The organism is Nesterenkonia ebinurensis (genome assembly GCF_008711175.1).
GTDB lineage: Bacteria > Actinomycetota > Actinomycetes > Actinomycetales > Micrococcaceae > Nesterenkonia > Nesterenkonia ebinurensis.
On sequence record NZ_VWNF01000032.1, the window covers coordinates 153970 to 166710 of the forward strand.

A 12741-nucleotide genomic window follows, 5' to 3' on the forward strand; every position below is an offset into this window, starting at 1 on the left:
ATGATCTGATCCTTGATGTCCTCTTTCAAGGCAGCAGGCACGTCTGCGGGGTGTCCTTCGACACCCAACTCCCTATCCAGACTCTTGTTGATGGCATCATTGATATCCGCATAGATACCAACTTGCACACGGGTCTCTAGCACTTCGGCTTGCTCCGCCGGAAGTGTCACGGGCAGACGTGAGCAGAACACGCCGGGAGAACTGGCGGAAAACAGCGGGCTGTTACAGTGACTGCATGCCAGAAAGCACGGTCGCTCCTGAGAATGTGACCTACCGCGTCCTGGGCGAAATCAACCCGCCAGCACTGGTCATTCCCGGAGGACCTCTGCTTGACCCGGAGTACCTAAATGATCTCGGTGGATTGGCATCACAACGCGCTTTAGCTGTTCCCAGACTGCCTCACCTCAGAGTCGAAGAACTTCTACCAACTCTGGCAACCCTCCTGGACACTCTTGACCTAACTCAGGCGGATATCCTCGCCCACTCCGCCGGCGCTACCGCCGCCTTCTGCGCCCTGGCCAAGTGGCCCCACAAAATTCACCGACTCACACTAGTGACTCCAGCAGTCAGCGCCGCAGGCGTTGCGCCTGATCCGGATGGTGTGGCCGAACTATTGGCGCGTCGCCGTCAGGAACCGGGATTCGCAGAGGCCCTTGATGCCCAGGAACAAGACTGGCTCTCACCAGCTGCCCAACGAGTGAGCTTCGGCCTCTGGGGACCTGAGCAGCAAAGATTGGCCCAGGCGTCAGTGCACCAACGTCAGGAACGGATGCAGGTCTACTATGGCGAGCCACGGCCAGATCACGCAGTACTGCAGGCCGCGGCCCGATCCTTCGGCGGGCCGGTGACGATCCTGCACGGAGAGTTGGATGTGCATCCGACCCGCCACCAGGCTGAGGAGCTCGCAGCGCTCTTCCCTCGCGGGGAGGTCGTCACCCTTCCCGGAGCCGGCCACTACCCATGGCTGGATGCCCCCGACGATTTTGTTAACGCAGTACTGAAGAGTTTTCGACGGTAGGCGGCCCAGGGCAAGGAAAGGCTGAGAACGTCAGACGGCATGATGCAGAAAGACCCCCGAGCTTGGTGGCCCAGGAGTCTTCTCGGTTCTGTGGCGGTGCCGGGGCTCGATCCCGCGATCTCGCGATTAGCGGATGAGTGCGAAGTCAGAGACACGCTTCATGCCGTGCTGTTGCACGCGGGGGGGGCAGAGACTTGGGCCTGTCCGGGTTACTGGGGCGCGAATCATATTCGCGTTCAATAAGACACCGACCCGGCTACTCAATCCTCCAGCTCCGCAGTGAGTTTATCCGCGTAGAGTTCCACAGCGTCATTCATTCTGGCCTGATGGAGCGCACTTCAGCCTCGGTGATCCGGTGATGACTGCTGCGCTTTTCCGCGGTGATCTCGCCGCTTGCGATCTTCCTGGCAACGGTGGCGAGTGAGATGCCCAGTTGTCGTCAGTAGAGGATGGCAGGTTCGTAGCGCCACCACGCTCAAGGTTCGCCTTGACTCTGTTCGTTGTCGGGATCGGCAGCGTCTCGGGCGTTGAAGGTGCGGAGCTTGCGGTTGCGCAGTGCGATCCAGGTGATGCCGAGAAGCCCGAGGGCGCTGCCGCCGACCAGTGCAGCGGGTGCTCCAACGACCGCAGCGACGACGCCTGCTCGCGCATTGCCGAGGTTCGGTCCAGCGGCTCCGATCACATGATCAACTGCACTGACGCGACCTCGGTAGGAGTCGGGAACGGCGATCTGGACCAAGGAGCCGCGTGCGATCACGCTGACCGTGTCGGCCGCACCCGCTACCACGAGGACCGCCAGTAGCAGCCAGATCTCTGTCGCCAGGCCGAATCCGGCCAGCGCCAGGCACCACACGGTGGCCGCACCGGACTGGACCAGTCCCAGCCGGCCGGAGTTCGTGACCGCGCCAGAGCACAGGCTCGCCACGATGCCTCCCGCGGCCAGCGCCGAGGACATCAGCCCCAGGGTCTCTGGGCTGCCGCCGAGTCGCAGATCGTTGATCATCGGGAAGAGCGCGATGGGGAAAGCCAGAAGCGAGGCGAACAGGTCAGTGCCAAAAGCCCCACGCACCGCACCCGGCCGGACCACATAACGCAGACCCTGCCAGGTCATGGCCAAGCCGCGGTGCGTCCCACTCCCGGCCGGCGGCACTGGGGGCAATCGCCAGGCGGCATACAGTGCGAGCAGCTTAGTGGCGACGACGGCGGCGTAGCAGGCCGTCAGCCCCGCGGCACCGATGAGCACCCCGCCGAGCGCAGGGCCGAGGAGCATAGCCCCCTGGAAGCTGAGGTGGGTCAGTGCGATCCCGGCTGGGAGCAGGTCGCGCTGCAGCAAACGCGCAGGCAGACTGCGACCCGAAGCCGCGCCCAAACCGCCGCACAAGCTGTTGAGGCCCACCAGAGCAAGCACGAGCCCCACGCTCTCTACGCCGGTGGCGGCCTGAGCAGTGATTCCAGCGGCGGTGAGCACTTGGCCCAGGGTGGTGGTGCAGATGACGATTCGGCGATCGCGGCTGTCGGCTAGCGCGCCACCGGCCAGGCCTCCGACGATCATGCTGATTCCGCTGACGAGGCCCACAGCTCCGGTCCAGAGGGGGCTGCCGGTCTGCTCCCACACCTGGAAGAGGACCGCCAGTGTAAGGAACTGCGCGCCGAAGCTGGAAGCCGAACTGCCTGCCCACAGTCTTCGAAAGGCAGTCTCCGCGCGTAATGGACGGAGGTCGACCAGTCCGCGCCGGATCACGGCTTCGGATTGAGGTCATCATCGAGCTTGAGGTGCTCGGCGATGCGATCACGGAAGCGCCGTTCAGCCAGCCGGCTGCACATTGCGGCCACATACTCCGCCAGGTGCACCGGCAGCTCGGCGTCAAGGGCCTCAATCGCATCCTCAGTAGCCCGCCACTCCGCCCTGAGAAAGGGCACGAGATCCCAGCCCGTCTCGGTGAGTTGCACTACGCGGGTGCGCGCGTCGCTGCCGGGGATGGTCTCGACCAGCCCCTCGCCACGCATGGCGGTCACCGTCTGGCTCACAGCGGAATGGGTTCGACCCAGACTCATCGCCAGCTCGCGGATAGTCATCGGGCCGCTATGGGCCAGTCGGAGGAGAGGAAAAGTGAAACGCGGACGCACGCCGTCGATCCCATGAGCGCGGTAAAGCTCGGCGATCTCGGCATCGAGTTCTTCTTGCAGAGCATGCAGGTCGCGCCAGTAACCACGCAGGGTCGGATCAGTTGTCATAGCTGTTAATATAACAGCACTTATACAGTTACTTATTGCCCTTATTGCTACAGGCACCCTCTGAGTCGCGTCAGCTGGACCCACAAGCGGGCACCTGAAACTTTTTTGACACCACCACATCGATCCTGAAAAAAATCATTAAAATCTTTCAGGTTACCCTGCCCACGGGCTACGAGGTGATCGACCAGAAGATGGCCGAATGGGAAAATTACGTCAACTCTCCTTCTGAAGCGGACCCCTTGATCCGCATGAGCTTAGGCCACTACCAATTTGAAGCCATCCATCCCTTCGATGACGGTAACGGCAGAACCGGCAGGATCCTCAACATCCTCCAGCTGATCAACGATGGAGTCCTGAGCAGCCCAGTACTCTACTTATCCCGGTACATCATTGCCCACAAAAACGAGTACTACCGCCTATTGCGCCGTGTAACCAGCAACGAGGACTTCACATCCTGGGTGGAGTTTATGCTGAACGCGGTGCTGACCACAGCCCAGCCGACGCTTCGACTAATCGACCAGATTCAACAGATTGAGCATGAACATAAAGTTACAGTCAGCAGAGTTCTGCCCAGCGGTGGAACCGTAACTTTCATAGAAACACTGATGCTTCAGCCGTATACCCGCATCACAACAGTCGATAGAAACTGCAGCGCGTCACGCCCTACTGCACGCAAATGGCTGAATTCCATCGCTCAGGAGGGGTTCCTCACAAGGGTTGAGATCGGGTGGGATGTCCTCTACGCCAGCAACCAATATATGCGGACCCTCACAGAGGCCTGAGACATATCAGGCCTCTGCTCACCGCTCCCAACTGGAGCAAGCTAAGCATACAAGGCGCATATCGAGTTATATGATAGCGGTGCCGGGGCCTGATCCCGGGACCTCACGATTATGAGACGTCTGCTTCACCGCTGGCGAGCATCACGGGCCGGACACTCACCCCGCATGGGCGAGTTCAGCTACTACAACCACCTGGGCGACGTCATCGAGTTCGCCGACGCCCAAGAGTTCAACACGGCCGTGCGGGACTATGCCGACCTCGCCTCCCGCCATGCTTGTGAGAACCCCCTCGACGTGCCCGGCAGCGTCCACACCGTCCGATGCAACGAACGGAACAAACGGCCAGCCAACAAGTGCCGTGGCTGCTCCGAGCTCTACCGTGGTGATTAGGCGGCGATTGCTCGTTCTGGGGTCTTCGATGCACCTACGGAGCATTACGTGTTCTTCCTGCTGACGCTGACGGCTCCGTCGTTTGGCCGGGTGCATCGGGGGCCAAATACGGCCAAGGGTCAGACTTCGGTGAATCGGCGGTGTGACTGCGGGATGTGGCACACCGTGGAGGAAGCGAATCTGCGCATTATCATCAGAACATGAGTGGTTCTTCATCGGGGCATGCGCCGGTACTGGAGTACCGGTCGTCCGCCCAGCTGCCGCCTGGAATCGCCGACCTCATGGGCTACCGCGAGGAGGGCGTCGAGCCGGGAGTCCATGTAGGGGTTCCTTCCCCGTACCTGACACTCATCTTCACCACTGATGACGGGTTGGAGGTGGGCGATGATCCTGGACTGGATTCAACGACACATGCCGGTGTGCTGCTCGGAGGGCTGCACACCCGTCCAGCCTATATCCGTCAGAAGGAGCAACAATCGGGATTCCACCTCTCGGTGCATCCGCTGGCAGCACGCGCCCTGTTCGGCGCTCCGACGGCGGAGCTGAACAGGGTGGCCATCGACGGCGCCGCGGTGCTGGGCCCGGGGGCAGAGCGGCTGCGTCAGCAACTCGGCGAGACTGCCGATTGGGGTGCGGCGTTCCAGGCGGTCCACCGCTATCTGCGCAGCAGACCGGACTCTGCCACCGGGGAGTCACCACGTCCCGAGGTGGTGGAGGGGTGGCGCTGGATGAGCCGACGTCGCGGTTCCGGCACTGTTGCCGAACTCGCTCACCATGTGGGATTGGGCCGTCGTCAGCTTGGCGAGCTGTTCCGCCGTGAGGTGGGAATGGGGCCCAAATCGGTCAACCGCCTGCTGCGCTTTCAGTACGCCAAAGGCCAGGTCACCCGCCGGGCAGGGATCAACGGGGAACCACTGGCTGAGGTGGCCTACACCTGCGGATACGCCGATCAGTCTCATATGGTCAGGGACTTCCAGCAGTACATCGGTCTCAGCCCTTCGCAATGGCTGTGTCAGGATCGCCCATTTATCCAAGCCACCGCACCACAGATCGGCGCAGACTGAGACCATGAGCACTTCATCAAACACTCAGAGCACACCCCTCGCCTCCCGGACCGATGCCGCCGCACCGGTGGTCTGGCCGACCTTCCATTGCCGGGACACCGCCGCACTGATCGATTTCCTGGTTCAGGTACTGGGATTCGAGCGCACCACAGTGCATACCGACGGTGATGCCGTGGTGCACGCCGAACTCCGCTGGCCCGAGGGCGGCGGAATCATGCTCGGCCCAGCACGGGACACCGGGCCCTGGCAGCGTGAGCCCGGAAGCGGCGGCACCTATATCGTCACCGACCATGTCGACGCGATTCATGCCCGCTGCACAGCTGCCGGTGCCCGGATCGTGCTTGAGCTGACCGACACCGATTACGGAAGCCACACCTTCGCCGTGGCAGACCCGGAGGGGAATCTCTGGTCCTTCGGCACCTACGCAGGGTGAACACGCATAGGCGACGACGCATCGTCGTCCGCTCCCCACCGCGCGGTGAGTGCTGTTGTTCCTTGCCGATACGCCTGATTTCGGGGCCTCTTCCCGCAGGAACAACAGCACTCGGTCGGGTTTGGGCTCTTGGTGCGCCCGGGCAGCCCCAATTGCGCCAATCCCCGCTTGACATTATGGTCGGTATTAACCGACCATATGGCTATGACCGACCATAATGAGCTGCGCGACTCCTCCCTCGACTACCCCTTGGCCGACTCGCTGGAGATCACCGAGCCTGACCAGTACAAGGCGCTCTTCGAGCCCACCCGGCAGGAGATCGTCTCGCTGCTGCTGGAGCGTGCGGCGACCACCGCGGAACTGGCAGAGACGCTGGGCAAGCCCAAGGGCACCATCGGCCACCACCTGAAGACCCTGGAGAGGACCGGTCTGGTCACCGTGGTGCGCACCAAGCAGGTGCGGGCGCTGACCGCCAAGTACTACGGCCGCACCGCCCGGGTCTTCTACTACCAGCGGACCAACGACGCCGCCACCGAACCTGGTCGCACGGCTCAGCTGATCGCCGATGAGACCTCCCAGGTAGCCGCAGACACCGAACTGCCGGCATCACTGGCCCTGCGGCACGCCCGCATCCCGGAGGACCGCGCCGAGGAATGGATCCAGCGGCTCCACGCTCTTATCGCGGAGTTCAGCGCACAGACCCGTGGCGGAGCGACCACCTATGCCTTCGTGGCAGGGATCTATCCCACCTCGCGCCAGCCACTCGCCTCCGAGGAGCACCCACGAGAGAGCGGCACGAAGTGAACGACGACGCCCGCTCGCCCCGCGAGCCCCTGGGATCGAATTTCCGCCGGCTGCTGCCTGCCGCCTTCTCCGCGAACCTCGCCGACGGGCTGGCCTCGGTCGCCGTGCCATGGATCGCTACCGCGCTGACCCGGGATCCGCTGCTGATCGCCTTGGTGGTGCTGGCCACCCGGCTGCCCTGGCTGCTGTTCTCACTGCCCGCCGGGGTGATCGCCGACCGGGTGGACCGCCGCAAGCTCATCGTCTGGATGGATATGCTGCGTGCGGCGGCAATCGGCGGGTTTGCCGTCGTCGTGCTGTTCTATCAGCAGCTCTTCCCTGACCCGGAAGCGGTGGAGGCCGGGCTGGCCGAACCTCCTGCTGGCGCAGGCTGGTTCCTGGCCGCGCTGTACATCGCAGCCCTCACCGTCGGCTCTGCCGAGGTGCTTCGTGACAATGCCGCCCAAACTCTGCTGCCCTCCTTGGTGAAGAAATCCCAGCTCAAACGGGCCAATGGCCGGCTCTGGGGTGCCGAGATCACCGCAGACAGCTTCATCGGCCCGCCGCTGGCAGGTGTTCTTCTGGGTCTGGCCCTCGTGGTGCCTTTCGGGGCGACAGCCCTGCTCTTCCTGGTGTCCGGACTGCTGATGATGAGCATCCGGGGAAGCTTCTCTGTCCGCACCGCGACCGATCCGCAGGCAGCGCCTGCCACTACCTGGCGGGCCGATCTGGCTGAAGGGCTGCGCTGGCTGTGGGGGCACCGGCTGCTGCGCTCACTGGCCATCAGCCTGGGGGTGATGAACGGAGCGATGACTGCCGCATTCGCCAGCCAGGTGCTCTTCGCCCAGGAGATCCTCGGGCTGGACGCGACAGGCTTCGGGGTACTGCTCACCGGTGCTGCCGCGGGTGCGCTGCTGGGTTCTTTCACCTCCGAGCACATCACCGCCCGGACTGGGGACGGTGCTACACTGCGCATGGTGCTGGTCCTCAACGCACTGTGCCTGGCCGGCATCGGGCTCAGCAGTCATGCCGCACCGGTCTGGGCGCTCCTGACGCTTTTCGGACTGCTCGTGGTGACCTGGAACGTGGTGACCGTCTCGCTGCGCCAGCGCATCATTCCTGATCATCTGCTGGGCCGGGTGAACTCGGTCTACCGGTTCTTCGGCTGGGGGATGATGTCGATCGGCGCTGTGGCCGGCGGCGTCGTCGTCACTGTCGGGGAGCCGCTGATAGGACGCGAATGGGCGCTGAGGTCACCGCTGCTGATGGCTGGGCTCTGCTGTCTGCTGCTGATCCCCTATCTGTGGCACCGCGCCAGCTCGGCCGTGATCAATGCCGCCCGGGCAGGAGCCGAGGGCACCGCGTCAACGTAAGCTCAGAAGCGTGGGCGCCTACACAGTGGATCCGCTGAGCGAACTGATAAGGCAGTCGATGTCAGGGTCGTGAACTGCGCGTGTGCGAAAACGCCCCGTGAAGAGCACTGCCATGAGCGAGAATCTCATGACAATGGCCCATCGCGTCGCGCGGCGAGAGTAAGATGCAGGCATGATGGGGGCCAGCAGACTGGGACACACAGCGCGACTCCCGACAAATGCACTACGCCGAATACGCTCTGCATTCGGCTCCTTGGCGTCTCGTCGGCAGACAAGAACCATCTGGCCCCTACCCCGGCACATCGGGGTGGTCATGGATGGCAATCGCCGCTGGGCACGCGCTGCAGGATTAAGCTCAAAGGAGGGCCACAGCGCAGGAGCCGAGCATCTCAAGCAACTACTTACCTGGTGCTCTAGGTGGGGCATCGAACATGTCTCGGTCTACGTACTATCGGCGGACAACATCCGCAAACGCTCCGGTCAGGAAGTAGAGAATCTCTTTGAACTCTTAACAAATACGTTGCCCAAGGTGGTCACCGACAATAACGAGTGGTCTCTTCATGTCGCCGGCGACATGAACCTGCTTCCCAAAGCAGCATGCGAGGCGCTGAATCAAGCCGTGGACCAGACGAAAGACCGCACAGGACACCTCACGATGGCCGTTGGGTACGACGGGCGAGGTGCCATTGTCGAGGCCATTCGCACTACGATGCTAAACGGCGACAGCATCAATGTGGACACGATCACTCAAGCGTGCACAGGTGGCCCGGTGAAGAACATAGACCTCGTCATCCGAACCGGCTCTCAGACGCGACTCTCGGGCTTCTTCCCCTGGCAAACGACCCACGCAGAGTTATACCTGAGCTCCAAGATGTGGCCCGCGTTCACTGTGGGCGACTTCGAAGACGCACTTCACTACTACGGCTCGAAACTCTCACGGCACTGAGATCTGGATAAGAATGGAGCCGCTCGGCGTCCACTGCTGTACCCCCATGGGATCTCACCACGTAGACGAGGGCACATGCGGGAGGTCCGACGGCGTGATACGCATTCTGGTAGCGGTGCCGGGGCTCGATCCCGCGACCTCACGATTAGCGGATCACCGCAGTTGGGCTTCCTGCAGGCGATTCACACCCGGGTACTGCGCTGAGAGTATCAGTCGTAGATTCCCGCCGAGCGGTGGTCTATGTCCAGAGCAACGATGACCAGTTCCCCGTGGTTAAGGCGGATGAGTACTCACCAATCTTTGAACACCTGAAGTCGGAAGTGTCCTGCCAACGGGACGGTGAGCGGTTTCAGCCCATGGGTGGGATCATCGAGGGCAGCAACTCGGTCGAGCTGCTTGCGTACTTCGCGGGCGACCTGCTTGTCGAGTTTGCGCAGATTCTTCTGTGCACGAGACAAGTAGACGACTCGCCACGACGAAGATTGGATCTTCCCGTATCAGTCCTCGTCCAGCCCAAGCTCGGCATAGAGCTCTTCGGCGGGAACCGCCCGCACATCACCACGGAGGTAGGCATCGTACTCAGCATTGACCTCAGCCACGTAGAGTTCTTCGTTGATGTGCGCCGCAGCGACTTTGCGCACAGCTTCCGCTTTGGTCATGTTCGTCAGCTCAGCAAACTTGTCGAACAGCGCGTCGGTCTCAGGGTCGAAGTCGAGAACCTTAGACATGGACACTCCTCTCTGCGCAAATCAGCATCCCATGACCCCATACCATTCAGCGAGCCTCACCCCTGATCTGCTGCATGGCTGGATGCAGATTCTCAAATGTGTGGGTCCGCGAAATCTGGCGCAACAGTTTTACTGGAACACGTTCGATAGGACTCTGCAACGGGACGTTGGAAGACTATCTGGTAGGCAGAGCTTTCCGCGGAGGGCGCTAACGACAGGTCAAATTGACGACACATCTGTATAGTACGCAAACCTGCCATACTCGCCAGGTCATCGATCTCGCCCGGTTCGTACAGTCGCCAATCAAAATCTCCGACTACCGATCCCTCTGGCTCTGTGATCGATACGCCCAAACGTGAGCCTGTTCGCCGAGCCGTCGTTGTCAATTCTGTCCCGGCAGGCGTGTTCCGAGTGGAGATACGTGGACCCTCCGTCTCAGCAGGCCAATAGCCGGGACAGTAGATATCCAAGATTGCGATACCGCCAGGTGACAGCGCACGCCGGAATGAGCTAAGCACCTCAGCATTGACCTCGTCGCTGAAGAATCCAAAGCTCTGCCAGAGGCAGATGACCGCGTCAAAGGAGATCCCGAGCGAATCAATCATCCGCATATCGTGGGCGCGGAATTGAGGTGACCCGCCAATGGTAGAAGGTGGCAATATCTCGCGATTCGTATCAATCCCGAGAACGTCGAATCCCTGATGAGCAAGACCAAACGCATGTCGACCGGCCCCGCACGCGACGTCAAGCACAGAACGTGCACCACTCTCGCGTAGCACCGAAGCGAGGAATTCCACTTGGCGTTCTGTGTGTTCCGAAGGCGGCGGAAATGCGTTGTACCACACGGCCGTGTAAATATTCGTGTCCATGCTCTCAGCCGTCGATGATCCGGTGCAGCCTACGAGGCAGCAGGTCGACTAATGGGTACCTCATCATTGTCGCACAGGCTCCACCAAAGGATGAGGAAACCCCGGGTGTATCTGCTCTGAAGCACCCCTACAACCGGGGCTCGCACATGTGAAATTGTTGGTAGCGGTGGCGGGGCTCGATCCCGCGACCTCACGATTAGCGGAGGAGGCGAGAGGGGCTGGCCGCCGTCGTTCCGCGCCAGCTGGGCATGGTCGGATCCGAGCCGGGAGCCTCCAGACTACGAGCCGTTCCCACCACCAAATCTCAGTGCCGAGACGCCTCGTTTTTCAGCTCGCTGTTGCAGGATCCAGTCGAACGTTACCAGCCCCGCGTTCTGCGATTCTGCAGCAAAAAGCACACAGCTATCAGGCATCTTCAGGCCAGTGGATTCCCGGACTTTGGCCAAGGCCACTGCCTCGTCTGACTCTTTCGGAAGCTCTTCAAGGTCAGCGTCCTGACATGGCGCAATCTCTACGTGGGCGACCGTCAATGGCGAACACCTTTGGCTTTTCTCATTAGCTGGGATATTCCTCATGGGCTGACCAGTGAGAAGGCAGATCCTCGGCTGGCCAGACTGGAACTTGTGAGCTCATGCAAAGGAGAGGAGAGCCGCCTATCAACTGCTCGGCGCCTCGCTCGCCCAGGAAACTGATCACCTCGCTGGATTCGATGTGTTATGGGTGGAGGATTCCACTCCTGATGGGCAGGAAGGGCTGCTCTGGATTTGCCTGGAAGGGGGAGCTCCTGCTGAGCACCTCTTAAAGGAAAAAGAGAGATACCTCCGGTGGAGGTTGTAGAGGGCCGTATCCCCCAAGGGTCAAAGGGCCTCATCTACCCCTTGCAACGTTCTCAGACGGACGCCGAGCGGAGCGGGTTTGCCGGAGAATTGTCTTCCACGAGCGAAAACCCACTGGGGACGCCGCAAAGCCTCCAAATCAGCAAGCGGATCACCGTCCACTACAAGAACATCCGCGCGCAGTCCGGGGCGGAGCCGACCAGCAGGTATTCCCAGCACATCTGCAGCGACATCGGTAGCCGCTCCCAGCACCTGCTCAGGAGACCATCCGGCGGCTTCGGCAATAAGCTCCAGCTCCTCCACAATTTCGCCGCTGGTGTCGGTGCCGGTCACAAGCGGCACCCCATGCTCAGCGGAAATACGGACGCTCTGCTGTAAGGGGGTGATCACTTCGTCAAGAATCTGCTGTCCCAGAGCATGGCGACCGATCACTTTCAGATTGAATCCGATGGCGACGAGGCCAGATACAGTAGGAACGTGAGCAGCACCTGTCTCGATCATGAGGGTAGCGGTCTCCTCATCCATGAAGGCTCCGTGCTCGACTGTATCGATTCCAGCCTGCAGCGTGTTCTTGATGGACTCGGTGGAGTAGGCATGTGCCGCAGCAGGTCTGCCGAACTGGTGGGCAGTGGTGATGCCTGCGGCGAGTTCCTCCACAGTGAGCTCAGGGATTCCTGGATCTTCGTCAGGGTATGTACCTAACCCACCTGATGCCATGAATTTCAAGACGTGTGCACCCTTATGGATAGCTTTGCGGACTGCTTTGGTGATCTCAACAGGCCCATCAACCTCCTGAGCCCCCCAATTAGTGGCATGACCTCCGGAAATGGCGATGGGATCTCCACCAGTCAACAGCTGCGGCCCTGGGATAACACCCTCCTCCACCGCCTGATGCGCTTCGAGAGCAGTAACTCCAGGAAGACCGAAATCACGAACAGTGGTGACCCCGGAACAAACATGGTCATAAAGATTGCGGGCAGTATGCAACGCAAGATATTCAGTTGACTTAGCCATGAGTCGATCAGACTGGTCTTTGTACCGCATTCCTGGCTCATTGAGTCGCAGTCGTTTACGCGCGACATGGTCGTGCATGTTGATAAGGCCAGGAAGAACAGTCATTCCGGAAGCATCAATGACCTCGTCGACGCCCCGTAAAGGGATCATTGAAGCTTCGCCGAGCGAATGAACCACATTGTCTTCGAGGATCAAAGTGCCCTCAGATATGATCCGGCCATGGTCCTGGGTGATAAGGGTAGCGCCCGTAATCGCAGTCTTCATAGGTTT

15 protein-coding genes are annotated in these 12741 nt (G+C 61.1%); 8 read left to right on the forward strand and 7 right to left on the reverse strand.

What is annotated here, in order from left to right; all coding sequences use genetic code 11:
• Positions 1-235 precede the first annotated feature (235 nt).
• The gene (locus tag F0311_RS10150; RefSeq protein WP_150461826.1) at positions 236-1018 is read left to right on the forward strand and encodes an alpha/beta fold hydrolase; all 783 of its coding nucleotides are present in this window, start codon (positions 236-238) and stop codon (positions 1016-1018) included.
• Between the two features lie 475 nt (positions 1019-1493).
• Here F0311_RS10150 and F0311_RS10155 read toward each other — a convergent pair whose 3' ends face one another.
• Positions 1494-2759, reverse strand: a complete 1266-nt coding sequence (locus F0311_RS10155) for an MFS transporter (RefSeq protein WP_150461827.1) — start codon at positions 2757-2759, stop codon at positions 1494-1496.
• A complete protein-coding gene (locus F0311_RS10160) occupies positions 2756-3253 on the reverse strand; it encodes a MarR family winged helix-turn-helix transcriptional regulator (RefSeq protein ID WP_150461828.1) in 498 nt (165 codons plus the stop codon). The genes F0311_RS10155 and F0311_RS10160 overlap by 4 nt, the downstream gene beginning before the upstream one ends.
• A gap of 176 nt (positions 3254-3429) precedes the next feature.
• Here F0311_RS10160 and F0311_RS10165 point away from each other — a divergent pair, with 176 nt between their 5' ends.
• The 7 genes from F0311_RS10165 (at position 3430) to uppS (ending at position 9024) form a co-directional block, all read left to right on the forward strand.
• Complete coding sequence (locus F0311_RS10165) at positions 3430-4035, forward strand: Fic family protein (protein ID WP_223881255.1); 606 nt, start codon at positions 3430-3432, stop codon at positions 4033-4035.
• A gap of 111 nt (positions 4036-4146) precedes the next feature.
• Positions 4147-4425: a hypothetical protein gene (locus F0311_RS10170; RefSeq protein WP_150461830.1), complete on the forward strand. Its 279-nt coding sequence runs from the start codon at positions 4147-4149 to the stop codon at positions 4423-4425.
• Positions 4426-4625: 200 nt separating this feature from the next.
• A complete protein-coding gene (locus tag F0311_RS10175; RefSeq protein ID WP_150461831.1) occupies positions 4626-5489 on the forward strand; it encodes a helix-turn-helix transcriptional regulator in 864 nt (287 codons plus the stop codon).
• A 4-nt stretch (positions 5490-5493) separates the two neighbouring features.
• Positions 5494-5922 carry a VOC family protein gene (locus F0311_RS10180; RefSeq protein WP_150461832.1) on the forward strand — a complete coding sequence of 143 codons (429 nt, stop codon included), beginning with the start codon at positions 5494-5496 and terminating at the stop codon, positions 5920-5922.
• A gap of 204 nt (positions 5923-6126) precedes the next feature.
• Entirely contained in the window at positions 6127-6726 is a 600-nt protein-coding gene (locus F0311_RS10185) for an ArsR/SmtB family transcription factor (RefSeq protein WP_150461833.1), read from the forward strand.
• Complete coding sequence (locus F0311_RS10190; RefSeq protein WP_150461834.1) at positions 6723-8078, forward strand: MFS transporter; 1356 nt, start codon at positions 6723-6725, stop codon at positions 8076-8078. Before F0311_RS10185 ends, F0311_RS10190 begins: the two co-directional genes overlap by 4 nt.
• A 175-nt stretch (positions 8079-8253) precedes the next feature.
• Complete coding sequence (gene uppS / locus F0311_RS10195) at positions 8254-9024, forward strand: polyprenyl diphosphate synthase (protein ID WP_223881284.1); 771 nt, start codon at positions 8254-8256, stop codon at positions 9022-9024.
• 290 nt (positions 9025-9314) lie between these two features.
• On the opposite strand, the gene F0311_RS18055 is transcribed toward uppS, so the two are convergent.
• From F0311_RS18055 to F0311_RS10215, 5 genes are all read right to left on the reverse strand, one after another.
• A complete protein-coding gene (locus F0311_RS18055; protein ID WP_191089865.1) occupies positions 9315-9482 on the reverse strand; it encodes a type II toxin-antitoxin system RelE family toxin in 168 nt (55 codons plus the stop codon).
• Between the two features lie 39 nt (positions 9483-9521).
• On the reverse strand, positions 9522-9752 hold the full coding sequence (locus F0311_RS10200) for a DUF6290 family protein (RefSeq protein WP_150461836.1): 231 nt from the start codon (positions 9750-9752) through the stop codon (positions 9522-9524).
• Between the two features lie 92 nt (positions 9753-9844).
• Positions 9845-10621 carry a class I SAM-dependent methyltransferase gene (locus F0311_RS19070; protein ID WP_150461837.1) on the reverse strand — a complete coding sequence of 259 codons (777 nt, stop codon included), beginning with the start codon at positions 10619-10621 and terminating at the stop codon, positions 9845-9847.
• A 278-nt stretch (positions 10622-10899) separates the two neighbouring features.
• On the reverse strand, positions 10900-11151 hold the full coding sequence (locus F0311_RS10210) for a hypothetical protein (protein ID WP_150461838.1): 252 nt from the start codon (positions 11149-11151) through the stop codon (positions 10900-10902).
• 327 nt (positions 11152-11478) lie between these two features.
• On the reverse strand, positions 11479-12735 hold the full coding sequence (locus F0311_RS10215; RefSeq protein ID WP_150461839.1) for a metal-dependent hydrolase family protein: 1257 nt from the start codon (positions 12733-12735) through the stop codon (positions 11479-11481).
• Between the last annotated feature and the right edge of the window lie 6 nt (positions 12736-12741).